This window comes from Chthoniobacterales bacterium, assembly GCA_036569045.1.
Classification (GTDB): Bacteria; Verrucomicrobiota; Verrucomicrobiia; order Chthoniobacterales; family JAATET01; genus JAATET01.
This window is the reverse complement of the sequence record DATCRI010000055.1, coordinates 41,051-62,540: the sequence shown is the minus strand read 5'-3', so window position 1 is coordinate 62,540 and position 21,490 is coordinate 41,051. Positions and strand designations below refer to the sequence as shown.

Here is a 21,490-nt window from a genome sequence, read left to right as displayed (position 1 = left end):
ATCGCGGGCCACACCAGCCTCGGCGGAACAAACTATCGACACCCATCGCTGTTCCCCGCAGGGATTTCGGAATCACGCGGTGGTGACGGGCGCGGAAGAACGGGCCGATCATCGATGGGCGCAATCCCCTTGCACGCCGACAGGCGTCAATAAACTTCCGGCACGAGCATCTCGGGCGGATTCGGCTTCCGACGATAGTCGGGATGATGCTCACGCTCGGGCAGCACGATTGGAGCGTGCTCGACCGGCCTGTAAGGCACCTGGCCGAGCAAGTGATGGATGCAGTTCAGCCGCGCACGCTTCTTGTCGACGCCGTGAACGATCCACCACGGCGCCTCGGGGATGTGCGTGCGCTCGAACATGATCTCCTTCACGACGGTGTATTCCTCCCAGCGGCGGCGGCTTTCGAGGTCCATCGGCGAGAGTTTCCACTGCTTGAGCGGATCGTTCACCCGGCACTCGAATCGGAACTCCTGTTCGTCGTCGGTGATCGAGAACCAGTATTTCACGAGCTGAATGCCCGAGCGGATGAGCATTTTCTCGAACTCCGGCACGCTGCGGAAGAACTCCTGGTATTCCTCCTCGGTGCAGAAGCCCATCACGCGCTCGACGCCGGCGCGATTATACCAGCTGCGATCGAAGCAGACGATCTCGCCGGCGGCGGGCAGGTGCGCGACGTAGCGCTGGAAATACCACTGGGTGCGTTCGCGGTTATTCGGCGCGGGCAGCGCGGCGACGCGGCACACGCGGGGATTCAGCCGCTGGGTGATGCGCTTGATCGAGCCGCCCTTGCCTGCGGCGTCGCGCCCTTCGAAAAGAATGACGAGCTTGTGCCCCGTGGCGACCACCCATTCCTGCATCTTGACGAGCTCGCCCTGCAGGCGGAACAGCTCCCGGAAATACCGGCTGCGAAAAGCCCGTTGCGCGGCCTCTTCGTCGCCGGTGTGGGGTCGCTGGTCCGGCGACAGTTCGCCGTCCTCGAGTTCCAGCTCCAGCTCCTCGTCGAAGCTGTCCACCATCTCGCGATAGATGCGATCGAACAGCGCCCGCTCGGGGCTGGACGAGGCAGGGGCGGCGGGATCACTCATGAGCGGAGCGTGGTGCGAACTGCGTTACCGGGCGGAGAAAAACTCGTCGAGGAGCGCCGCGAGTTCGTCCTCGTCCACCTCGCTCGGGAAGCTGAAGGCGTCGACCGGCTCCGTGTCCTCCTCGTCGCCTTCCTCGCGAGTATCGACTTCCTCCTCGTCGTCAAAGGCCGATTCGATGGTCACCCCGAAGAAGGGAACCTTTCCGCGCAGGAACTCGATCAGAGCGCCGGTCAGCGCCGGGGGCACAAACACGTCCATATCGCCGGATTCGTCGTCGCGAAAGATGTCGGGAGTCGTCATTCCGCCACCGTCGGCCCCGGGTCATGGGATTGACAAGCGCTTTCGCGTGAAAGGCTCGTCACAAGAGGTCATCAGCCCTTCGGCTTCCAGAGCGCCGCGTCGATGATCGCCCAAAGATGGATGATCCATCCCATGAGAATCACCCACAGCGCCGCGGCGGCCACGAAGAAGAGCAAGGCCGGGAGAAGCCGCCCCTGAATGAGCTGCCCCAGCCCCGGGATGAAGAAACTCGCCAGCGCTGCAATGACATTTCCCGTGGAACCTTGACCTTCAGCCATGCCCGAAAGTGTCGCAGCCCGCACCGGCTGCGTCAACGCGCCGCGATGGCTTTGACACCGGGAACTTCGCCACCTACGCTCTCACCTCCCTATGCAAACCCCAAAGGTCCTGGTCGCAGACCCCGTCTCCCAAAGCTGCGTCGATGAACTCGCCGCTGGCGGCCTGCTCGACGTCACCGTGTTCCCCGGCGGCAAAGGCGCGCCCGAAGCCGAGCTCCTCAAAATCATTCCCGAATTTTCCGCCCTCGTCGTCCGTTCCCAGACGAAGGTCACCGCCGCCGTGCTCGACGCCGCGAAGAATCTCAAAGTCGTCGGCCGGGCCGGCGTCGGCGTGGACAACGTGAAGGTCGACGCCGCCACGAAGAATGGCGTCATCGTCATGAACACGCCCGGCGGGAACACGATCTCCACCGCCGAGCTTGCCTTCTCGCTCATGGTCTCGCTCGCCCGCGCCATCCCGCAGGCCGACGCCAGCATGAAGGCCGGCAAGTGGGACCGCAAAAAATTCGAGGGCGTCGAGCTTTACAACAAGACGCTCGGCATTCTCGGCATGGGCCGCATCGGCACCGAAGTCGCCCGCCGCGCCATTGCCTTCGGCATGCGCGTCGTCGCCTACGATCCCTACCTCTCCGCCAGCCGCGCCCGCACGCTTCAGGTCGAGCTCATCGACGATCTCGACCAGCTCGTGCCGCAGTGCGACTTCATCACGATGCACATGCCGTTCACGCCCGAGACGAAGCACATGCTCGACGCACGCCGGCTCGCCCTCTGCAAGAAGGGCGTCCGCATCGTGAACTGCGCCCGCGGCGGCCTCGTCGACGAAGCCGCGCTCAAGGACGCGCTGGAGTCCGGCCATGTCGGCGGCGCCGCCCTCGACGTTTACGAGGTCGAGCCCCCTCCGGAGGACTTCCCGCTCCGCAACGCCCCGAATATCGTTTTTACCCCGCACCTCGGCGCCAGCACGGCGGAGGCGCAGGAAAACGTCGGCATCGAGATCGCCCAGGCCATTCGCGCCGCGCTCCTCGACGGCGAAATCCGCAATGCGGTGAACATGCCCAGCATCGACGCGAAGACCTTCGCGATCGTGAAGCCCTACCTCACGCTCGGCGACAAGCTCGGCAAATTCGCCGCCCAGCTCGCGCCGAATCGCAACGACCGCATCGTCATCACCTACGGCGGCAAGGCTGTCGAGCTGCCCACCGACGCGATCACCCGCGCGATCCTCACCGGCTTCCTCACCCACGCCGGCGGCGACGAGGTGAACAGCGTGAACGTCCGCAGCATGGCCCAGACCCTCGGCCTCGAGGTCGAGGAGGTGAAATCCAGCGAGCAGACCGACTTCAACGAATGGCTGCACGTTGCCGTCTGGAGCGGCGACAGCAAGGTCTCGCTCGGCGGCACCTTCTTCGGCGCCAAGAACGAGCCGCGCATCGTCCGCGTGAAAAGCCAGCCGGTGGAAGTCACCCCCAGCGGCGTCGTCCTTCTCCTCGAGAACAAGGACCGTCCCGGCATCGTCGGCCACCTCGGCACGCTCCTCGGTGAACAGAACGTGAACATCGCCAGCATGTCCCTCAGCCGCGACGCGGCGGGCGGCAAGGCCCTCACGATCCTGAACGTCGACAGCGCTCCCGACCAGGCCACGCTCGACCGTCTCCTCGCGGAGCCCGACATCTACGCAGCCCGCGTGATCCGGCTGTAAAGGCCGCCACGACCGCCCGGAGACGCCGAGGCCAGGATTAATTCTTGGTGTCTCGGTGACTTGGTGGTTCCATCCCACCCGCCATGGACCTGCTCAAGCAAGCGATCGACTTCATCCTGCACGCGGAGAACCACCTCGTGTGGTTCATCCAGAACTACGGCCTCTGGATCTACGCGCTGCTCTTCGCGATCATCTTCTGCGAGACCGGTCTTGTCGTGACGCCGTTCCTGCCGGGCGACTCGCTGCTCTTCGCCGTCGGCGCCCTCGCGGCCCGGCCGGAGATGAACCTGCGGCTCGAATACATCGCGCCGCTCCTGCTCGTGGCCGCCGTCGTCGGCGACGCCCTGAACTACGCCATCGGCAAATGGATCGGCCCCCGCGTGTTCCATTTCGAGGACAGCCGCTTCTTCAAGAAGGCCCATCTCATGAAGGCGCACGCCTTCTACGAAAAATACGGTGGCCGCGCCATCATCCTCGCGCGCTTCGTGCCCATCGTGCGCACCTTCGCCCCCTTCGTGGCCGGCGTCGGCACGATGAGCTACCCGAAATTCGCCCTCTATAACGTCGCCGGCGCCGTCCTCTGGGTCGGCCTCTTCATCGGGGCCGGCTACATCTTCGGCGGCCTCGAGATCGTGCAGAAGAACATGAAGATCGTGATTCTCGGCATCATCGTCGTCTCCGTGCTCCCGATCATCTGGGAAATCGTGAAAGCCCGGCTAGACTCCCGCAAGGCCGCGGAAAAAAACATCGGCCTTCCGTAACCGGGCCGGCGGCGTCTTCGCGCGGCAACCCTTTACGCGTTGTCGTATTGGCCGGCGCGGTAGAGTTCCGCATACACGCCGCCGGCGCGCAGAAGCTCCGGGCCGGGGCCGAATTCCGCGATCTCGCCGTTCTTGAGGACGGCCACCTTGCCGAGCTGGTGCACGGTCGCGATGCGGTGCGTGACGATGAGCGTGGTGCGGCCGCGCATGAGGTCCTCGATGATGGCCATGATGGCCGCCTCCGTCGTGGGATCGAGGGCGGAGGTCGGCTCGTCGAGCACGAGGATCGGCGCGTCTTTGAGAAAGGCCCGCGCGATGCCGATGCGCTGCCGCTGCCCGACGCTGAGGTGCCCGCCGCGTTCGCCCACGAGGGAATCGTAACCGTCGGGCATTTGCATGATAAAGTCGTGGGCCTGCGCCTTTTTCGCCGCCTCGGTGATCTCGGCCTCGGTCGCGCCGGGCCGGCCGTAGGCGATGTTCTCCCGCACCGTGGTGGAAAACAGCAGCGTGTCCTGCAGCACCATGCCGATCTGCGCGCGCAGGGACCGCTTCGTGACGTGATGGATGTCGCAGTCATCGACAAAGACCTGCCCGGCGCTGGGATCGTAGAAACGCAGCAACAGGCTGAGCAGCGTGCTCTTGCCCGCGCCCGTGCCGCCGACGAACGCCACCGTCTCGCCCGGCAAGATCGTCAGATTGATGTTTTTCAGGATGGGACGCTCCGGCGTGTAGCCGAAGGCGATGCCGCGATACTCGATCGCGCCCTTCACCGCCGGCAGGGGTTGCGCACCGGGCTCGTCGCGCGTCTCCGGTTCCCGATCGAGCACCTCGAAGCAGCGGATCATCCCCGCGGCGGCGCCCTCGAGCGACCACGCGGTGTAACAGAGCTGCTCGATCGGCTGGTAGAGCATCAGCAGGTAGGCGGAAAACAGCCACAGGTCGCCCACCGCGAGCCGGCCGGTCAGCACCTCTCTTGAGGCGATGTAATACATCACCGCCGTGCCCACGGCCATGAGCGTGCCAATCACCAGAGCGCTCACGACCGACGTGATGTTGAAACGCAGGTTCGCCTCCAGGCTGCGGCCGGCGCGATTCAGGAACTGGCGCACCTCGAATTTCTCCCGGCCGAAGGCGTGCACGACCTTGATGGAACTCAGCCCCTCCTGCGCCACCGCGAGCACGTCGCTCTCGCTCTCGTGGATGGCGGTGGACTGCCGGCGAATGCGGTCCGCGTAGTGCCGAATCGCCAGATAGACGAACGGCATCACCGCCATGGACGCGAGCGTGAGCTGCCAGTTTTTCGCGAGCATGATAGCCATCACGCCGAGCAGCGTGACGAGCGCCTGCAGGATGGTGGCAAAACCCTTGTTGTAGATCGTCTGGATCGACTGCGAATCGTAGGCGACGCGATACGAGGAGTCCGCGCTCCGGCGGGCGTCGTGGAACCGCAACGGCAGCGCCTGCATGCAGGCGTAGATGTCCGTGCGCAACTTCAGCATCGCCTGCAGCCCGACGCGGATGAAGAGGTAGTTCGATGCGAGGTTCAGCAGGCCCCAGAGCAGCTTGATGACCACCACCGAAAGGCAGAGCCAGAAGATGATCTGCGCGGGCGGCGCCGAGCCGAACCACGCGGTGATCTGCGCGCGCGCCGGAGTGCTGTCCTTCAAAAGCACCCCGTCGATGATGTATTTCAGGGGCCAGGGGGAGAGAAGGTTCAGCCCAATGGCGAGGAACATCGCGAGCGTGGCCCAGATCGTCGGCCCGACGAAGGGCCGGAAATAGCGCAAAGTGCGCGAGTAAACGGACATCCCGCAGGAAATAGCCGATCCGTCTTCAAAAAGGTAGATCGAGTTGCGGACGCGCGCGCCGACTTCCCGATTGCCGGCCCGGAGCGATTCTGCTCCCTTCTCGTTTCCCATGAAAATCGATCCCGAGGCTCACGCGCCGCTCACGGCCACCACGATGGCCGGGAACATTTTCCGACTGCTATGGAGCCGCCTGCTCACAGGAATCGTCATTGCGGTTCCGCTCATCGTCACGCTGTGGGTGCTGTGGCTCGGCTACGGATTCATCGGGAAAATCAGCGCACCGATCTGGGAAACCCTCGGCGTGAAGGACCAGACCTTCCTGAATTTCCTCACGACCCTGCTCCTCCTCCTGGCAGTAGGCTTCATGGCCGCGCATATGATGGGCCAGCGCATCATCAGCCGCACCGAGGCCGTGCTCATGCGTCTGCCACTCATCGCCCCGCTCTACGGTGCGGTGAAGCAGTTGCTCGATTCGTTCCGCGTAATGGGCTCCGGCGCCCGCACGAAACGCGTCGTCTATCTCGAATATCCCAGCGAAGGCTCGCTCCTGGTCGGCTTCGTCACCGGCGAATACCTCGAACCGCGTCTCCAGCGCCAATACACGCTCGTCTTCCTGCCCATGGCGCCGAATCCCCTCGCCGGCTTTGTCGTAGCCGTGCCGGCGGAGCGCATCATCGAGTGCTCTCTGACATTCGAAGAGGCGACCAAGCTCATCGTTTCCGGCGGCCTCGTCGTGCCGCCATCCGGCTCGTCGGTGGAATCACCCACCTCCGCCTAGGGGAAAAACCCAACGGGTATTTTTGAACGAGATTGATCCACGGGACGTCTCATTTGCGTAACCAAGAATAGAGGTTCACGAAGATGAAAAATCCTTACCGCAAGATCAACAGTCGCCACCTTTCCCTCGGCCAGCTCGTCGCCGTCGTCAGCTCCTGCGCCAAAGACAGCAAGGAAACCGTCGCCGCCGTTGCCGACCTGATTGCCAGCGGCCGAGTCGCCGTCTGCGACCATGGCCAGCGCAAGCAACTCAAGCTTGCCCCCGGCTTCTAAATCCCCTTTCCCACCACCTTATCCAAAGAGCGGCGCCGATTTATTTCGGACGCCGCTCTTTGCGTTTCGGCGAGCGGTTGGCTAGAACTACCCGGTGATCGCACGTTACAGTCTTCCCGAAATGAGCGCGCTGTGGAGTGACCAGCGCAAACTCGAAATCTGGCTCGAAATCGAAACCCTCGCCTGCGAGGGCATGGCCGAGCTGGGCCAGATTCCCAAGGCCGACGCCGAAGTCATCCGCGCCAAGGGCGCCTTCGATATCAACGAAGTCCTCGAGATCGAGAAGCGCACGAACCACGACGTCATCGCCTTCCTCGAGAACGTTGCCTCGAAGATCGGGCCCGAGGCCCGCTGGGTGCACCAGGGCCTCACCTCCTCCGACCTGCTCGATACCACGCTCGCCGTGCAGATGAACGAATCCTGCGTGCGCCTGCTGGCCGACCTCCACGCCCTGCGCGCCGCCATTGCCCGCCGCGCCGAGGAGCACAAACTCACGCCCATGATCGGGCGCAGCCACGGCATCCACGCCGAGCCGATCACCTTCGGCCTCAAGCTCGCCCTCATGTATGACGAGTTTGGCCGCGCCATCGAGCGCCTCGAGCAGACCCGCGAACGCGTGCGCGTCGGCAAGCTCAGCGGCGCCGTGGGCACCAATGCCCACCTCGATCCCCGCGTCGAGGCCTACGTGATGGAGCGCCTTCACCTCAAGCCCGCGCCGATTTCCACGCAGGTCGTCCAACGCGACCGCCACGCGGAGTTCATGACCACGCTCGCGCTCATCGCATCGTCGATTGACCGCTGGGCCACCGAGTTCCGACACCTCCAGCGCACCGAGGTCCTCGAGGTCGAAGAATATTTCTCCGCCGGCCAAAAGGGTAGCTCCGCCATGCCGCACAAGCGCAACCCAATCACCGGCGAGAAGCTCACCGGCCTCGCTCGCGTCATTCGCAACAACGCCGGCGCCGCGCTCGAAAACGTCGCCCTCTGGCACGAACGCGACATCAGCCACAGCTCCGTCGAGCGCATCATCCTGCCGGACTCCTGCACGTTGCTCGATTACATGCTCGTCCTGCTCACGAAGCTCGTCGACCGCCTGCTCGTCTATCCCGAGAACATGCGCCGCAACATGGAGCTCACCGGCGGCCTCTACGCCAGTCAGGGCGCGCTGCTTCAGCTCACCGAGAAGGGCCTCGAGCGCAAGGTCGCCTACGAAGCCGTCCAGCGCGCCGCCATGCGCACCTGGGCCGAAAAAATTCCGCTCGCGCAGACTCTGGCCGAGGAGCCCGAAGTGGCCGCCCAGCTCAGTAAGGAAGACGTCGCCGAGGCCTGCGCGCTCGACCATCACTTCAAGCACATCGACGAGAAGTTCCGCGCCGTCGGCCTCGAGCCGTAGGCTTTATCGTTACGATAATTCATCTCGGGCGGCCTCGAAACATTCCAAGGCTTCTTGAAATCCCTCGCGAACATTTAAACAAAACGGCTTTTTTCTTTAAATCTCCACGAGAGATGGAAAGAGTTCTTTAAATGAAGCGGGGATTAAGCGGCCGGTATGAAGTGACCGCCGCGTTCGGCGAGCAGGTGCGGGCTTTCGTTCCGCACCCGCTGCCTCCCGCTCCACCCGTGGATTTGGATGGAGCGCTCGGCGCCTTACTGGACCGTGCAGCCGTCGCCATTGGCCGGCTGGACGGCATTTCGATTGTCCTGCCCGACCCGGACATCTTTCTTTACTCCTACATCCGCAAGGAAGCCGTTCTCTCCTCGATGATCGAGGGCACCCAATCCTCGCTCTCCGACCTGCTTCTCTACGAAATGGACGGCGCTCCCGGGGCATTGACCGAGGACGCCGCCGAGGTTTCCCGCTACGTAGCCGCCTTAGAAAAGGGCCTCCACCTGCTCCGCGAGGGAATGCCCATTTCCCTCCGCCTGCTTCGGGAGATCCATGCCGAACTCCTCGCGCATGGCCGGGGCAGCAACAAGGAACCCGGTGAGTTCAAGCGCAGCCAAAACTGGATCGGCGGCACGCGCCCCGGAAACGCCCGCTTCGTTCCCACACCGCCGGACCTCGTGCTCGAAACGCTTGGCGCCTGGGAAAAATTTCTCCACGACGACCCCGTGCCCACCCGCACCTTGGTGAAGGCCGCCCTCGCCCACGTCCAGTTCGAGACCATCCACCCCTTTCTTGACGGCAATGGCCGACTTGGCCGACTCCTCATCACCTTCCTGCTCTGCTCTGAAGGCGCCCTCCGGCAGCCGCTGCTCTATCTCTCGCTCTACCTCAAACAGCATCGAGCCCGTTATTACGAGCTGCTGCAGGAGGTGCGTCTGAACGGCGATTGGGAGGCATGGCTGGAATTCTTCCTGACCGGTGTTCGCGAAACCGCGGAACAGGCAGCCGCCACCGCCAGCGAGCTGCTCGCGCTTTTCCAGCGGGATCGCCAACGGCTTTACACTGAGGGCGGCTCCGGCGCATCGGTCCTCCGCCTGCACGAGCATCTTCAGCGCCGGCCCATCACGTCCGCTGCCCAAGCCGCCGGGGCCATCCAGGCTTCCATTCCCACGGCAACCAGCGCTCTCCGCAAACTCGAGTCTCTCGGCATTATTCGCGAACTCACGGGTGGCGCCTACCGCCGACTTTATGGATATTCCGCATATCTCGAAATCCTCAACGAAGGCACCGACCCAATCTTCGCATAATCTCATGCTCCTGAAATTTCTTCTGCCGACCAGCATGGTCGTCGCCACGCTCGTCCTTGCCGGCTGCGATAAACTGCCGAAGCCGCTCAAGGCCGCGACGCCGACGCCTGCTCCCACGGCCACGCCGACCCCGACCCCCACACCAACTCCGCCGCCCACTCCCACGCCGACCCCGACCCCGCCGCCCATCGACACCTCGGCGCAGGTTTCCGTGCTCGGTTACCACCGCTTCGAGGCGAAGCCGCGCGATCCGCTCGCCATCACGCCGGAGGCCTTCCGCCAGCAGATGGAGGCCGTGCGGGATTCCGGCATTCCCGTGATCCCGATGGCGGACTTTCTCGCGTGGCGGCGCGGGGAAAAATCCATCCCGCCCAAGGCGATCGTCATCACCATCGACGACGGCTACAACGACACCTACACCCTCGCGTGGCCGATCCTGAAAGAGTTCGGCTATCCGTTCACCTACTACGTCTACATCCGATACATCGGCGCCGGCGGCCGCTCCATCAAGTGGGAGCAGCTCGAGGAAATGCGCGACGCCGGTGTGGATATCGCCAGCCACACCGTCTCGCACGACAACCTCATCAAGCCGAAGGCCAAAAACCTCGCCGGCCAGCCCTACGACGCGTGGCTGCTCAACGAGCTCAAGGGCTCCAAGGAAGAGCTCGAGCAGCGGCTCGGCATCAGCGTCAGGACGCTCGCCTACCCTTACGGCATCCACAACGAGAAGGTCATGGAAGTCGCCCGGGAGGCCGGCTACGAAGCCGCCTTCACGGTAAACGGCCAGAAAGCGCTCCACAGTTCCGCGCCGGAAAATATTGGCCGTTACATCGTCCAGAGCACGATTCCATCCACGTTCACAAACGCCCTGAAATTCGGCGGCTCCAGCGGCACCACGGTCGCCGCCATGGGAAATCCCGCCGCCGCGGCGATGCTCACCGAGCCGATGCAGGGCGCGACGATTTCCGATCCCCGGCCGCTCATCAAAGTGAACCTGCAGACCTTCGGCGCCGTCGATCCGAAGTCCGTCGAGATGCGCATCAGCGGATTTGGCCTCGTGCCGGCGGATTACGATCCCGCCACGCAGCTCCTCACCTACCAGATGCATTCCCGCCTCCGCGAACCCCAGGTCACCGTGATCGTGAGCGGTCGCGCCGGCGGCAAGAAAGCGGTCGCAAGCTGGACCTTCAACTTCGATCCGAACGCAGCCCCCAGCCCGACTCCGGCGGCCACTCCCGCCGCTCCAGCGGCTTCTCCGGCTGCCGCGGACGATGAAGCTGGCCTGCCGCCGATGAAACCCGCGGAGTAAATTCGGACTTTCCTCGCGGTGCGTTTCCAACGAGGGTCGCCGACATGGGCGCAGGCCTCATCGAGTTTTTTCGGCGCAAGCTGGCGGGCGAACCGCCACTGCATCCGATCGATCGCCGCGCGGCCAGGCACTACGTGAAACAACGGCTCGTGCACATCTTCCCGGAGTTGCGCAACGATCCCGAGGCGCTCGAAAAGGCCTACCGGGAACTCGATCTCGAGCCGCGCGCCGGCGTCGGCAAGGGCGGCGCAACCGTCTTCGAGGCCATCATTCCCCGCGACCTGTAAATGATTCCCGCAATCCTCGGCGGACTCGTCCTCCTGGTCGCGCTCTGGCTCATCCTCACCTACAACCGCTTCATCAGCCTGCGGAATACCCAGCGCGAGGCTTGGAGCGGCATCGACGTCCAGCTCCGCAAGCGACACGACCTCGTCCCCCCGCTCGTCGAGTGCGTGCGCGGTTATCAGACGCATGAACGCGGCGCCTTCGAGGCAATCGCCGCCACGCGCGCGACCGGCGCCTCGCCATCCACCGTCGCCGAAAAGGAGAATCGGCTCACCGCCGAACTGCGCGGCCTCTTCGCCGTCGCGGAGCAATATCCCGAACTGAAGGCCGACGCAAATTTTCGCCAGCTCAGCGCGCAACTCGTCACGATCGAGGACGACCTCCAATACGCGCGACGCTACTTCAACGGCGCCGTGCGGGATTTTCGAAACGCGGCGGAGTCGTTTCCGGGCGTGATCGTGGCCCGGACTTTTGGATTCCATCCGGACGAATTCTTCGAAATCGAAACCGCCAGCGAACGCGCCGCGCCCACCGTCAATCTGTGAAATTTCTTTCCGCTCTCTGCGTCCTCGTTCTCGCCATTTCGAGCTCCCTGCAGGCGCAGGAGGAGCGGATCACCGACTTCGCGAGCTCCATCGAGGTGAAAGTCTCGGGCGATCTCGTCGTCACGGAGACCATCACGGTCATCGCCGCGGGAGACCAGATCAAGCGCGGCATCTACCGCGACTTCCCCACGCTTTACCGCAGCTCGCTGGGGCTGAAGCGCAGCGTCGCGTTCGACGTGCTCTCCGTGCGCCGGAACGGACGCGAGGAGCCGTGGCATTCCGAGAAGCGCGGCAACGGCGTGCGCGTTTACATCGGGTCGGCGGACGTGATGGTCACGCCCGGCCCGCACGTTTACACGCTCGCCTACCGCACGAATCACCAGCTCGTGCAGCGGGCGGACTTCGACGAACTCTACTGGAACGTCACCGGCAATGGCTGGGCGTTTCCGATCGATCACGCCGTGGCACGGGTGCAGCTCCCGGCCGGCGCGCGCGTGAAGGAAATCCATGGCTACACCGGCGCTACCGGCGCCCAGGGCAAGGCATGGCGGACGGTCTCGGAATCGGGCTGGAACGCGGTGGTCGAGACGACGCAGCCGCTGGCCGCCAGGGAGGGCTTTACCCTCTCGGTGACGTGGCAGAAGGGCATCGTCGACGCGAACGCGAACCCCGAGGGCATCCTCGAAATCGCGCACGACAATCCCGGCGTCGTGCTCGGGCTTGGCGGGATGGGCCTCGTCTTCATCTACTACGTCATCGCCTGGTTTCTGATCGGCCGGGATCCGCAGCGCGGCGTCATCATTCCGCTCTATCATCCTCCGAAGGGCTTCACCGCCGCCGCCGTGCGCTATCTCGCGGGCATGGGGACCTTCGACAACAAGAGCTTCGCGGGGGCCGTGCTGGAGCTGGCCGTAGCCGGCACGGCGACGATCAGGTGCAGTGCGAAGGACAGATTCTCGCTCGAGAAGCACGTCAAGGGCGCGGCCGTGCTGGCGCCGAGTTTGCGGGCGTTCTACAGTGATCTGCTCGGAACGCGCCAGACGCTGGAGCTGGTGCAATCGCAGCACAAGGTCTTCCAAAAGGCGCGAAACACGCTCCTCACCGGCCTGAAGGCGGAGATTGAAAAGCGCTTTTTTGTGCGGAACTCCGGCTGGTGGCTCGGCGGCCTCGTGCTTTCGCTGGTGCCGGCCGGCGTCGCGCTGATCGATTCCCCCGAAGGTGGCGGCACGCTGTTCATGCTCGTCTGGCTTTCGATCTGGTCCCTGGGCGTGATGGCACTGCTGATCACGGCGGGCACCGCCTGGAAGACCGGCAAGTTTCTCACCGCGCTGCCCATGACGCTGTTTGCGCTCCCGTTCATTGGCGCGTGGTTTTTCGGCGCCTGGCAACTTTACCGGCTGACGTCTCCCTGGGTCCTCGCGGCGTTCGTGCTGGCCTTCGTGCTGAACACCGTTTTCCACCATTTGCTGAAGGCGCCAACGATCGAGGGCCGGCGCGTGATGGACCAGATCGAGGGTTTTCGGCGCTACCTCAGCATCGGTGAACGCGATCGATTGAATCTCGAGAATCCGCCCGAGCGCACTCCGGAGCACTACGAGGCCTTCCTGCCCTTCGCGCTGGCGCTCGACGTCGAGCAGAAGTGGAGCGAGCAGTTTTCCGACGTGCTCGCGAATACCGAGTATCACCCCGAATGGTATCGAGATCGCGCCGACCGGCTTTTCACGCCGGCCGTGTTCGCCTCCACGATGGGCAGCGCGCTGGCAAGCGCCATTGCATCCTCATCGACCTCCCCGGGCTCGAGCTCGGGCAGCGGCGGCGGTGGATCCTCCGGCGGCGGCGGTGGGGGCGGCGGCGGCGGCGGCTGGTAGTCAGCGCGAGAGCGACTTCCAGCTCGGGCAGGTCACGAGGTGATCGTTCCTCAGGCCGACCGCCTGCATGTAGGCGTGACAAATCGTCGTGCCGACAAACTTGAAGCCGCGCCGGAGCAGGTCCTTCGAGAGCGCGTCGGATTCCGGCGTGCGCGTGGCGCCGTCGGCCATCGAGCGCAGGTTTCCCTGGATCGGCCTGCCGTTCACGAAGCGCCAGAGGTAGGCGTCAAAGCTGCCGAACTCCCCACGAATGGCGAGCGTTCCTCGCGCATTGAGCACGGTCGCCCGCACCTTCAGCCGGTTACGGACGATGCCGGGATCGAGCAACGCCGCGGCGACTTCCTCTTCGGTGAAACGCGCCACGCGGGCGGCATCGAAGTCGTGAAAGACGCGGCGATAGTGGGCACGCTTGCGAAGAATCGTGAGCCAGCTCAGGCCGGCCTGCGCACCCTCGAGGATGAGCATCTCGAACAAATGCCGGTCGTCGTGCGACGGCACACCCCATTCCTCGTCGTGGTAACGCACGTAGTCCGCGTCGCCTTCGCACCAGGGACAGCGCGCACTCATGGCTGGAGCAGCTTGCACTCGTTCATCCAGTAGAGGAGATCCCCGGTCCACGGATGGAGCGCGGCGGAATCGGCGGAGCGATGCCCGAGACCCATGCCATGACCGCCCTTTTCGTAGATGTGAAGATCGAACGGCACGTGATGCGCCCTCAGTGCGGACGCAAAAAGAAGGCTGTTTTCGACGGCAACGACCTTGTCTTCGGTGGTGTGCCAGATGAAGCACGGCGGCGTGTCATCGCGAACCTGCTTCTCGTTCGAGAGCAGCTCGACAAGTTCCGGCGAGGGATCCTTGCCGAGAAGATTATCCTTCGATCCCTGATGCGTGAACGGGCCCATCGTGATCACGGCATAGCAGAGGATGCCGAAGTCCGGCCGCGAGCTTTGCTTTTCGATCGGATCGGACGCCGCGGGATTTCCCGCATCGAAGTGCGTGAGCAGCGTGGCGGCAAGATGTCCGCCCGCCGACGAGCCCATGATGCCGATTCTCGCCGGGTCGACATGCCATTCGCCGGCCCGCGCACGAACGGTTCGCACGGCGCGCGCGGCGTCTTCGAGCATCGCCGGGTGGCGATAGCCTTTCGAGCCGAGACGGTATTTCAGCACGAAGGCGTTGATGCCATGCTGATTCAGCCAGCGCGCATAGCCCTCGCCCTCGTGCGAGGAGAGCATGCCGTAACCCCCTCCGGGGCAAACGACAATCGCGGGCCGCGCCGGAGCCGGAGTTTTCGCTGAGGGATGAGGAACCAGGTAGGGCGTGATCGTCGGAACGTCCTCGAGGCGGGTGCCCTTCGCGCCGGGTGCGCCATCGGGCCAGAGTGGAATTTCCGCGTCGGCCATGGCGAGCGGGAGCGGAAGCAAAAGAAGCGCGACGATGCGGGGGAGCATGATGCTCAAACCAATACCCGCCCCTGCGGCCACGGGGCGAGGGCGAAGTGGTGCGCGATCGTCGCGGCGACGTCCATGTAGGTTTCGCCCGGACCGAGCAGCGCCGGCGCCGCGTTCGGCGCGAAAACGGGAACGCGCTCGCGGGTGTGATCCGTCCCTCGCCAGGTCGGGTCGTTGCCGTGATCCGCGGTAATGAGCACGAGGTCGTCGGGCGCGATTCGCGGCAGGAACTTCCCCAGCCACGCATCGAATTCCTCGAGCGCCCCCGCGTAGCCTTCGACGTCGCGGCGGTGGCCGAAGAGCATGTCGAAATCGACGAGATTGGCGAAGACGAGGCCGTCGCGATGTTCGTTCCAAAGGCGATCGATTGCGGCCATGCCATCGACGTTCGACTTCGTGGGATGCGATTCCGTGACGCCGCTGCCCGCAAAGATGTCCGAGATTTTGCCAACGCCACGCACCGGGATGCCGGCGTCGGCGAGCGCGTTCAGGACGGTGGGCGGCGGGATCAGCGAATAGTCGTGGCGATTGGGCGTGCGTTGAAACCGGCCGACCGCGCCGATGAACGGCCGGGCGATCACGCGCCCGATGCGAGCGGCATTCGCGTGGCGCCGGGCGACGTGGCAAATCTCGGAGAGACGCTCGCACGGGACGATGTCTTCGTGCGCGGCGATCTGCAGCACGGAGTCGGCGGAGGTGTAGAGGATCGGCTTGCCGGTCGCGACATGCTCGGCGCCGAGTTCTTCGAGAACCGTCGTGCCGCTGGCCGCGCAGTTGCCGATGAACTCGATCCCGGCGTCGGCCTCGATGGCGCGGACCAACTCCGGCGGGAAGCTCTCGAATGTCGCAAAGGGCTCGGTGATCATCGCACCGGCGAGTTCCCAATGGCCGGTCGTGGTATCCTTGCCGGCGGAGCGTTCGGTGAGTGTGCCGACAGCACCCCGGAGCGGCAACGAACACGGCATCTCTCCACGGGCGATTGCGAGAGCCTGACACAGTCCCAGCGACTTGAGCGTGGGCAGGCGCGTGGCGGGACGCTGCTCGAGAATATGGCCAAGCGTGTTGGCGCCTTCGTCGCCGTAGGCGTCGGCGTCGGGAGCGTGGCCGCAGCCGACGCTGTCGAGCACAAGCAGGAGCGCCCGCGGCACGCTAGACTCCCATGGGATGCCAGGCGGTCTTCATCTCCACGGTATCGAGGATCCAGTAGGGATTTCCCGGGGCGGTTTTCCACTCCTTCGCGGTCAGGAAGTGATCGGCGAATCGCTTGAGGTTCAGCGCGCTGCCGGCCTCCAGCGTCTTTGCCGTGGCGGCATCGCCGGAGCCGTCGATCACGGCATTGACGTCCATGTGCTCGGCGAACTGCGGGGCGAGTTCGGCCCGGAGACCGGTGAGAATATTCACCACGCCGCCGGGCAGGTCGCAGGTCGCGAGGATCTCGGCAAACGTCACCGCGGCCAGCGGATGGCGCTCGGAGGCGAGCACGATGACCGTGTTTCCGGAGAGGATGACCGGCGCGATGAGGCCGACGAGGGCCAGCAGCGAGGGCGCATCCGGCGCGACCGCGCAGACGACGCCGGTTGGCTCGGGGAAGGTGAAATTGAAATGCGGCGAGGCGACGGGATTCACCGCCGAGAAGAGCGGGCCGTATCTGTCGGTCCAGCCGGCATAGTGGACGAGAAGATCGATGGCGGCGGTCACTTCGTCGGCCGCCCCAGCGCCGGTGGCGCGGGCGAGTTCCCCCTCGAGTTCGGCGCGCCGGCATTCGAGCACCTCGGCGGCGCGGTAGAGAATCTGGCCGCGGAGATAGGCGCTGACACCGGCCCATTTCGGCTGCGCGGCGCGGGCTTTCACGACGGCGTCGCGGAAATCCTTGCGCGAGGCGTGGGCGTAGTTGCCGAGAACGGTCACGCCGTCGGCGCCGAGGGCCGGTCGCACCCGGCCGCTTTCGCTGCGGGGAAAGGCACCCCCGATAAAGAGTTTGTAAGTCTTGAGAACGGAGAGGCGCTTGGCTTTCACGGGCGGGAACGGAAAAAGCAGGATACGGGCCGGGGAGGAGGCTGCCGATCAGAAATCACGCGGCATCCGTTCGAACCAGGCGAGCGGGATCACGCCGCAGCGGCGAGCGACTTCGACGATTCGTCACGGCTGACCGCCGCAAGTTTCGAGGCCTTGGCCAGCGCCTTGGCGACGAGCCGCGCCTCGGCCGGGCTCATTTCCCGGGCGTTCTGAACTTCCAGCGAAATGAACCCGGTGAGCGCACTCGTGCGCACGGCAACGAACGGAGCGGTGTCGTCCGCGCCAAACGGGCGAACGGTCACGATGTCGTCGCCAAGCCGCGGATCGTTCGAGCGCTGAATCCAGGGCAGGCGTGTCTCGTTCTCGCGAATGGCGATCGCGTGCGGCTGGAGCGAGGTTTCGTCGGTAATCACCGAACGGAGCAGGAGCTTGCTCTGCTTGAGGGGATTTCGGCCCTTGGCGAGAAAGGACGTGCGCAGCTCGCGACCGTCGTCGGACAGGCGGACATCGTAGCGACCTTTGGCAGTTTCCCCGCGCAGCAGCGTGGAGGTGGCAATTTGAACGCGAAGGGCAGGCACCAGCGCGCTGAGCGCGGGCACGAGAGTCGAGCTGAATGGAATCGGTTTGGGCATGGGAACAGAAGCGCCGAGTGAAAAGCTCACCCGCAAGAATCGTGCATTGTGTGACAAAATCGTCACTTTTTCAAATCGGAAGATGATTTCCGGGCTCCAGACGCAATGAGAGTGTCGGCACTTCGATAATCAATTTTATGGGTGCTGACTTGATTGTTTTGTCCGGAGGCTTAGCATCGAATTATGAAAATGCTGAGTCGCCATTTCCGGGCCGCCACGTTTTTCACCGTTCTCCTCGCCGCGATCGCGGCACCAGGCCCGGCCCGGGCTGGTTGGGAGGATCTGGCCGGCACTTATGCCGGACCCTGGAAGAGCACGGATACCGACGGAAAAAGTTACTCGGGCACGGCTACCGTGAAAATTGTCAGCGGACCGGGAAACAAGGTGACGCTGACGGTGAAGACGACGCTTCTGGGGAATCCCATCAAAGGCTCCGTGAAGTCGAACGCGGCTGGAAAGGCAACTTACGTGGTGAGCAACCCGATCCTCGGCACGGTGACGGGCACGGGCAAAGCGAAGGCTGGCGGCAGCAAGGGCAAGCTCACCGGCACCGCTCCGCTCTACTCGATCGGCACGGCCACGCTCGCGGCGAAGGTGCAGGCGAAGGACGACTCGCTGACGGCCAAGGGCACGCTGGTCCGGGCATTTCCGTTTGCGAGCGCGACCCTCACATTTTCCTTCAGCGGGAAAAAGAAATAGCGCGTCCAGCTTTTAACCGCGGTAGGTCCAGGGGCTTCCATCCGGCTGCCTCGCCTCGGCCAGCAGGGCATCCACCAGCGGACGATCCGGCGAAAGTTCGCAGACGGGATCCGTGCGGGCGGCATCCCCCGCGAGGAGTGCCGCCTGACAGCGACAGCCGCCGAAATCCCGTTCTCGCTCCGGGCAACTCCGGCAGGGTTCGTCCATCCACTCGGTGCCCCGGAACCGATTGAACGCTTCGCTCTCGCGCCAGATCCACGCGAGGCTGTGGGTGCGAACGTTCTCGAAGGCAAGATCGGGAATGGCATTCGCCGCCTGGCAGGGAAGCACGTCGCCGCGAGGGTTCACGGTGATCGAACGCGATCCCCAGCCGTGCAGGCAGGGCTTCGGCCGGCGCTCGTAATAATCGGGCAGCACGTAGACGATCTGCATCCGCCCCGCGAGTCGCGCCGTCTGCCGGCTGGCCGTCTGTTCCGCATGGCGGACCTGTTCGCGCGTGGGCAGCAGCGCGGCGCGATTGCGCCAGGCCCAGCCGTAGAACTGGGTGTTCGCGAGCTCGAGCCGCATCGCGCCGAGAGATTCGGCAAGTTCGATGATGGCTTCCAGTCGGTCGATATTCCGGCGATGCAGGACGACATTCAGCCCGAGCGGAAGGCCGGCCGCGACGACCTCGCGCGCCGCCGCGAGCTTGCGCTGGTGCCCCTTCGCGCCGCCAATCTCGTCGGCCAGCCCGGCCTCGTCGGCCTGGAAGCTGATCTGCACGGTATCCAGCCCTTCCCCGCGCAGTTCCCGCACCCGCTCGCGATCGAGGCCGATCCCACTCGTGATCAGGTTCGAATACATGCCCTCCGCCCGGGCGGCGGAGACCAGGCGAGGCAAATCGTTGTAGAGAAGCGGCTCGCCGCCGGAGAAGCCGACCTGCACGACGCCGAGCTGCGCGGCCTGCGCGAGCACCCGCACCCAGGCCTCGGCGGGCAATTCCTCGGCACGCGCCGCCAGCTCGACGGGGTTCGAGCAATACGGACATCCCAGCGGGCAACGGTGGGTGAGCTCCGCCAGCAATCCGTAGGGGCGCGGCCCGTTCATGCGAGCAGCCCCCTTTCGCGCAATCCCGCAAGGCAGGCGATCACGTCGTCCCGCAGCGCCTCTGGCGGCGCGTCGTATTCCGCGGCGAGCGTCCCGAGGATCTCGTCGATTCGGCGTTGTCCGTCGCAGAGCCGCACGATTGCATCGGCGGTTTCGCTAAGCTCCACCGCGCCTTCCGGATGCAGCAGTATCGGCGCGCCGGTAATGCGGTCGAGCTGATGCCGCACATGCGGCGCGAGCCGGGGGGACGTGGATTCAGGATTCATCGGCAGCAATCGCATCGAGCATGGACCACAGCACGTCGCACTTGAACCGCAGCGCATCCACCGCGCGCCGCTGGAGGTCCGGCGAATCGCACCACCGCAGCGTGAGCGCGAGCGCCTCCTCGGAATCCGTCCGGGCCTGCGTGACGCGGCTCTGGAAATAGGCGAAGGCCCAGTCCGGCACCCAGGTGTAATGCTTGCGAAAAGCCGCCAGCCGCTCCGCCATCAAATCCGGCGCAAACAGCTCCGTGAGCGAGGAGGCGATCGCCACCGGCCACGGCTGCGTGCGCGCAAAGGTCACGTAGGCATCTACGGCGAACCGCACTCCCGGCCGCAGGCTCTCGCCCGCCAGCACGCTCTCCCGCTTCAATCCGCAGCCTTCCGCAAGCCGCAGCCATGCCTCGATGCCCCCCGGGGCTTCGTCTCCGCCGTCATGGTCGGCCAAGCGGTGCCGCCAGATGCGGCGCACATCGCGCTCCGGGCAGTTGCTCAGGATCGCGGCATCCTTCAGCGGGATATTTCGTTGATAATAAAAGCGATTCGCCGCCCAACACCGAATTTCCTCCGGCGAGAGTTCCCCGGCATTCATCCGCACATGAAACGGATGCCGATGGTGATAACCGCTCTCCCCGACCGCGCGCAACGCGGCCAGAAACTCATCGGGGGACATGCCGTGAGACTACGAAATGTTCCCCGTCCTCGGCAATCCGAACGCCGGCCAATTCCACCGCCCGTCGCTCGTCCGAATCCGGCCGCAAAATGGGGTTGGTATTGTTGATGTGGAGGTAAGCCGCGCGCCCTTCGCCGAGGCTGGCCAGCACGGCAAGGCTGCCATCCTCCCCGCCGATCGACACATGGCCCATCGCGGAGGCCATGCGCCCCGTCAACGCGAGCATCTCGTCCTCTGCCCAGAACGTGCCGTCGAACCACACTCGGTCGCATGCCGCCAGCGCCTCACGCAGGGGCGCATCGATTCGCGCGACGTCCGGAAATACGCCGATCGTCACCGCACCGCGCCGAAACAGATACCCGATCGACTGCCCCTCGACCTCCGCGCCGGCATCGTAACGCGGCGCGCCGCCCCCGCTGAGCGGGACCGCTCGCACCTCGAGTCCGGATCCATCCACCGCGCTCCAGTCCTCCGTCGCCAGCGACCATTCGATGCCCGCATAGGCGCCCAGCATCCGGTCCATCGCCAGTCCTCGCTCCAGGCTGGCGCGCACCGCCGACGGGGCCGTCGTCGGCAGGCATCCACCCTCGCGCAACTGAAAAAGGCCGAGCACGTGATCGAGGTCGGCGTTGGTCAGGAACACGCGGCCGACCGGCGATCGCCGCGCGGCGGCATCCTGCGCGACCCGGGGGCGAACGAAGCTCTCCAGCTGTCGCGCGACGTCCGGCGACGCGTTCACCAGATGCCAGTCACGCCCGTTGCCGGAAATCGCGAGCGCACTTTGCAACCGTGCAGCGAGTTTTCCTTCGCGAGCCAGTCGGCAATTCGCACAGGCGCAATTCCACTGCGGAAAACCTCCGCCCGCTGCGGTGCCGAGGACAAGAACCTCCAGCAAAGCGCCAGAATCAGCGAGTGCCCGCGTAAAGCGAAACTTCGAAGAAAATCGGGATGTCCTTGAGCTTGGGGGAGGTCCAGACGCGTTTCGTTT

24 protein-coding genes are annotated in these 21,490 nt (G+C 64.8%); 11 read left to right on the top strand and 13 right to left on the bottom strand.

Going from position 1 to position 21,490, the window contains the following annotated elements:
• Window positions 1-146: 146 nt before the first annotated feature.
• The 3 genes from ppk2 to VIM61_10815 all read right to left on the bottom strand — a co-directional run bounded on the left by ppk2 (window position 147) and on the right by VIM61_10815 (window position 1,666).
• Window positions 147-1,088, bottom strand: coding sequence for a polyphosphate kinase 2 (gene ppk2 / locus VIM61_10825; protein HEY8900893.1), 942 nt, complete (start codon window positions 1,086-1,088; stop codon window positions 147-149).
• 24 nt (window positions 1,089-1,112) lie between these two features.
• Window positions 1,113-1,388 (bottom strand): hypothetical protein, encoded by a 276-nt coding sequence (locus VIM61_10820; protein HEY8900892.1) that lies wholly within the window; start codon window positions 1,386-1,388, stop codon window positions 1,113-1,115.
• A 71-nt stretch (window positions 1,389-1,459) separates the two neighbouring features.
• Complete coding sequence (locus VIM61_10815; GenBank protein ID HEY8900891.1) at window positions 1,460-1,666, bottom strand: hypothetical protein; 207 nt, start codon at window positions 1,664-1,666, stop codon at window positions 1,460-1,462.
• 91 nt (window positions 1,667-1,757) lie between these two features.
• Between VIM61_10815 and serA the strand changes: the two genes are divergently transcribed.
• Window positions 1,758-3,365 carry a phosphoglycerate dehydrogenase gene (gene serA, locus VIM61_10810; GenBank protein HEY8900890.1) on the top strand — a complete coding sequence of 536 codons (1,608 nt, stop codon included), beginning with the start codon at window positions 1,758-1,760 and terminating at the stop codon, window positions 3,363-3,365.
• A gap of 83 nt (window positions 3,366-3,448) precedes the next feature.
• A complete protein-coding gene (locus VIM61_10805; protein ID HEY8900889.1) occupies window positions 3,449-4,126 on the top strand; it encodes a DedA family protein in 678 nt (225 codons plus the stop codon).
• 32 nt (window positions 4,127-4,158) lie between these two features.
• Here VIM61_10805 and VIM61_10800 read toward each other — a convergent pair whose 3' ends face one another.
• On the bottom strand, window positions 4,159-5,934 hold the full coding sequence (locus VIM61_10800; protein ID HEY8900888.1) for an ABC transporter ATP-binding protein: 1,776 nt from the start codon (window positions 5,932-5,934) through the stop codon (window positions 4,159-4,161).
• Between the two features lie 109 nt (window positions 5,935-6,043).
• On the opposite strand from VIM61_10800, the gene VIM61_10795 reads away from it, so the two are divergent.
• The 8 genes from VIM61_10795 to VIM61_10760 all read left to right on the top strand — a co-directional run bounded on the left by VIM61_10795 (window position 6,044) and on the right by VIM61_10760 (window position 13,685).
• Window positions 6,044-6,712, top strand: coding sequence for a DUF502 domain-containing protein (locus VIM61_10795; GenBank protein ID HEY8900887.1), 669 nt, complete (start codon window positions 6,044-6,046; stop codon window positions 6,710-6,712).
• Window positions 6,713-6,795: 83 nt separating this feature from the next.
• Window positions 6,796-6,984, top strand: coding sequence for a hypothetical protein (locus VIM61_10790; protein HEY8900886.1), 189 nt, complete (start codon window positions 6,796-6,798; stop codon window positions 6,982-6,984).
• Between the two features lie 94 nt (window positions 6,985-7,078).
• On the top strand, window positions 7,079-8,377 hold the full coding sequence (purB, locus tag VIM61_10785; GenBank protein ID HEY8900885.1) for an adenylosuccinate lyase: 1,299 nt from the start codon (window positions 7,079-7,081) through the stop codon (window positions 8,375-8,377).
• A 131-nt stretch (window positions 8,378-8,508) separates the two neighbouring features.
• Window positions 8,509-9,678 carry a Fic family protein gene (locus VIM61_10780; protein ID HEY8900884.1) on the top strand — a complete coding sequence of 390 codons (1,170 nt, stop codon included), beginning with the start codon at window positions 8,509-8,511 and terminating at the stop codon, window positions 9,676-9,678.
• Between the two features lie 4 nt (window positions 9,679-9,682).
• Window positions 9,683-10,987, top strand: coding sequence for a polysaccharide deacetylase family protein (locus tag VIM61_10775; protein ID HEY8900883.1), 1,305 nt, complete (start codon window positions 9,683-9,685; stop codon window positions 10,985-10,987).
• 44 nt (window positions 10,988-11,031) lie between these two features.
• Window positions 11,032-11,274, top strand: a complete 243-nt coding sequence (locus tag VIM61_10770; protein HEY8900882.1) for a hypothetical protein — start codon at window positions 11,032-11,034, stop codon at window positions 11,272-11,274.
• A complete protein-coding gene (locus VIM61_10765) occupies window positions 11,275-11,817 on the top strand; it encodes a LemA family protein (protein HEY8900881.1) in 543 nt (180 codons plus the stop codon).
• Entirely contained in the window at window positions 11,814-13,685 is a 1,872-nt protein-coding gene (locus VIM61_10760) for a DUF2207 domain-containing protein (GenBank protein HEY8900880.1), read from the top strand. Before VIM61_10765 ends, VIM61_10760 begins: the two co-directional genes overlap by 4 nt.
• On the opposite strand, the gene VIM61_10755 is transcribed toward VIM61_10760, so the two are convergent.
• The 5 genes from VIM61_10755 to VIM61_10735 all read right to left on the bottom strand — a co-directional run bounded on the left by VIM61_10755 (window position 13,686) and on the right by VIM61_10735 (window position 17,784).
• Window positions 13,686-14,252, bottom strand: a complete 567-nt coding sequence (locus VIM61_10755; protein ID HEY8900879.1) for a DNA-3-methyladenine glycosylase I — start codon at window positions 14,250-14,252, stop codon at window positions 13,686-13,688.
• Complete coding sequence (locus VIM61_10750) at window positions 14,249-15,136, bottom strand: alpha/beta hydrolase (GenBank protein ID HEY8900878.1); 888 nt, start codon at window positions 15,134-15,136, stop codon at window positions 14,249-14,251. The genes VIM61_10755 and VIM61_10750 overlap by 4 nt, the downstream gene beginning before the upstream one ends.
• Window positions 15,137-15,141: 5 nt before the next feature.
• Complete coding sequence (locus tag VIM61_10745) at window positions 15,142-16,284, bottom strand: phosphopentomutase (GenBank protein ID HEY8900877.1); 1,143 nt, start codon at window positions 16,282-16,284, stop codon at window positions 15,142-15,144.
• A gap of 1 nt (window position 16,285) precedes the next feature.
• Window positions 16,286-17,152, bottom strand: a complete 867-nt coding sequence (locus VIM61_10740) for an aldehyde dehydrogenase family protein (GenBank protein HEY8900876.1) — start codon at window positions 17,150-17,152, stop codon at window positions 16,286-16,288.
• Between the two features lie 89 nt (window positions 17,153-17,241).
• Window positions 17,242-17,784: a hypothetical protein gene (locus tag VIM61_10735; GenBank protein HEY8900875.1), complete on the bottom strand. Its 543-nt coding sequence runs from the start codon at window positions 17,782-17,784 to the stop codon at window positions 17,242-17,244.
• A 183-nt stretch (window positions 17,785-17,967) separates the two neighbouring features.
• On the opposite strand from VIM61_10735, the gene VIM61_10730 reads away from it, so the two are divergent.
• Window positions 17,968-18,483, top strand: coding sequence for a hypothetical protein (locus VIM61_10730; protein ID HEY8900874.1), 516 nt, complete (start codon window positions 17,968-17,970; stop codon window positions 18,481-18,483).
• Window positions 18,484-18,495: 12 nt separating this feature from the next.
• Here VIM61_10730 and pqqE read toward each other — a convergent pair whose 3' ends face one another.
• The 4 genes from pqqE to VIM61_10710 are packed head-to-tail and all read right to left on the bottom strand — an operon-like array spanning window position 18,496 to window position 21,289.
• Complete coding sequence (gene pqqE / locus VIM61_10725) at window positions 18,496-19,569, bottom strand: pyrroloquinoline quinone biosynthesis protein PqqE (GenBank protein HEY8900873.1); 1,074 nt, start codon at window positions 19,567-19,569, stop codon at window positions 18,496-18,498.
• Window positions 19,566-19,835 carry a pyrroloquinoline quinone biosynthesis peptide chaperone PqqD gene (gene pqqD, locus VIM61_10720; GenBank protein HEY8900872.1) on the bottom strand — a complete coding sequence of 90 codons (270 nt, stop codon included), beginning with the start codon at window positions 19,833-19,835 and terminating at the stop codon, window positions 19,566-19,568. The genes pqqE and pqqD overlap by 4 nt, the downstream gene beginning before the upstream one ends.
• Complete coding sequence (gene pqqC / locus VIM61_10715) at window positions 19,825-20,502, bottom strand: pyrroloquinoline-quinone synthase PqqC (GenBank protein ID HEY8900871.1); 678 nt, start codon at window positions 20,500-20,502, stop codon at window positions 19,825-19,827. The genes pqqD and pqqC overlap by 11 nt, the downstream gene beginning before the upstream one ends.
• Window positions 20,489-21,289, bottom strand: coding sequence for an MBL fold metallo-hydrolase (locus VIM61_10710; protein HEY8900870.1), 801 nt, complete (start codon window positions 21,287-21,289; stop codon window positions 20,489-20,491). Before VIM61_10710 ends, pqqC begins: the two co-directional genes overlap by 14 nt.
• Window positions 21,290-21,490: the final 201 nt, after the last annotated feature.

Bases quoted from the DNA above. Each gene is read 5' to 3' on its own strand.
- ppk2 (HEY8900893.1), bottom strand. From the start codon at position 1,088: ATGAGTGATCCCGCCGCCCCTGCCTCGTCCAGCCCCGAGCGGGCGCTG.
- VIM61_10820 (HEY8900892.1), bottom strand. From the start codon at position 1,388: ATGACGACTCCCGACATCTTTCGCGACGACGAATCCGGCGATATGGAC.
- VIM61_10815 (HEY8900891.1), bottom strand. From the start codon at position 1,666: ATGGCTGAAGGTCAAGGTTCCACGGGAAATGTCATTGCAGCGCTGGCG.
- serA (HEY8900890.1), top strand. From the start codon at position 1,758: ATGCAAACCCCAAAGGTCCTGGTCGCAGACCCCGTCTCCCAAAGCTGC.
- VIM61_10805 (HEY8900889.1), top strand. From the start codon at position 3,449: ATGGACCTGCTCAAGCAAGCGATCGACTTCATCCTGCACGCGGAGAAC.
- VIM61_10800 (HEY8900888.1), bottom strand. From the start codon at position 5,934: ATGTCCGTTTACTCGCGCACTTTGCGCTATTTCCGGCCCTTCGTCGGG.
- VIM61_10795 (HEY8900887.1), top strand. From the start codon at position 6,044: ATGAAAATCGATCCCGAGGCTCACGCGCCGCTCACGGCCACCACGATG.
- VIM61_10790 (HEY8900886.1), top strand. From the start codon at position 6,796: ATGAAAAATCCTTACCGCAAGATCAACAGTCGCCACCTTTCCCTCGGC.
- VIM61_10780 (HEY8900884.1), top strand. From the start codon at position 8,509: ATGAAGCGGGGATTAAGCGGCCGGTATGAAGTGACCGCCGCGTTCGGC.
- VIM61_10775 (HEY8900883.1), top strand. From the start codon at position 9,683: ATGCTCCTGAAATTTCTTCTGCCGACCAGCATGGTCGTCGCCACGCTC.
- VIM61_10770 (HEY8900882.1), top strand. From the start codon at position 11,032: ATGGGCGCAGGCCTCATCGAGTTTTTTCGGCGCAAGCTGGCGGGCGAA.
- VIM61_10765 (HEY8900881.1), top strand. From the start codon at position 11,275: ATGATTCCCGCAATCCTCGGCGGACTCGTCCTCCTGGTCGCGCTCTGG.
- VIM61_10755 (HEY8900879.1), bottom strand. From the start codon at position 14,252: ATGAGTGCGCGCTGTCCCTGGTGCGAAGGCGACGCGGACTACGTGCGT.
- VIM61_10750 (HEY8900878.1), bottom strand. From the start codon at position 15,136: ATGCTCCCCCGCATCGTCGCGCTTCTTTTGCTTCCGCTCCCGCTCGCC.
- VIM61_10735 (HEY8900875.1), bottom strand. From the start codon at position 17,784: ATGCCCAAACCGATTCCATTCAGCTCGACTCTCGTGCCCGCGCTCAGC.
- VIM61_10730 (HEY8900874.1), top strand. From the start codon at position 17,968: ATGAAAATGCTGAGTCGCCATTTCCGGGCCGCCACGTTTTTCACCGTT.
- pqqE (HEY8900873.1), bottom strand. From the start codon at position 19,569: ATGAACGGGCCGCGCCCCTACGGATTGCTGGCGGAGCTCACCCACCGT.
- pqqD (HEY8900872.1), bottom strand. From the start codon at position 19,835: ATGAATCCTGAATCCACGTCCCCCCGGCTCGCGCCGCATGTGCGGCAT.
- pqqC (HEY8900871.1), bottom strand. From the start codon at position 20,502: ATGTCCCCCGATGAGTTTCTGGCCGCGTTGCGCGCGGTCGGGGAGAGC.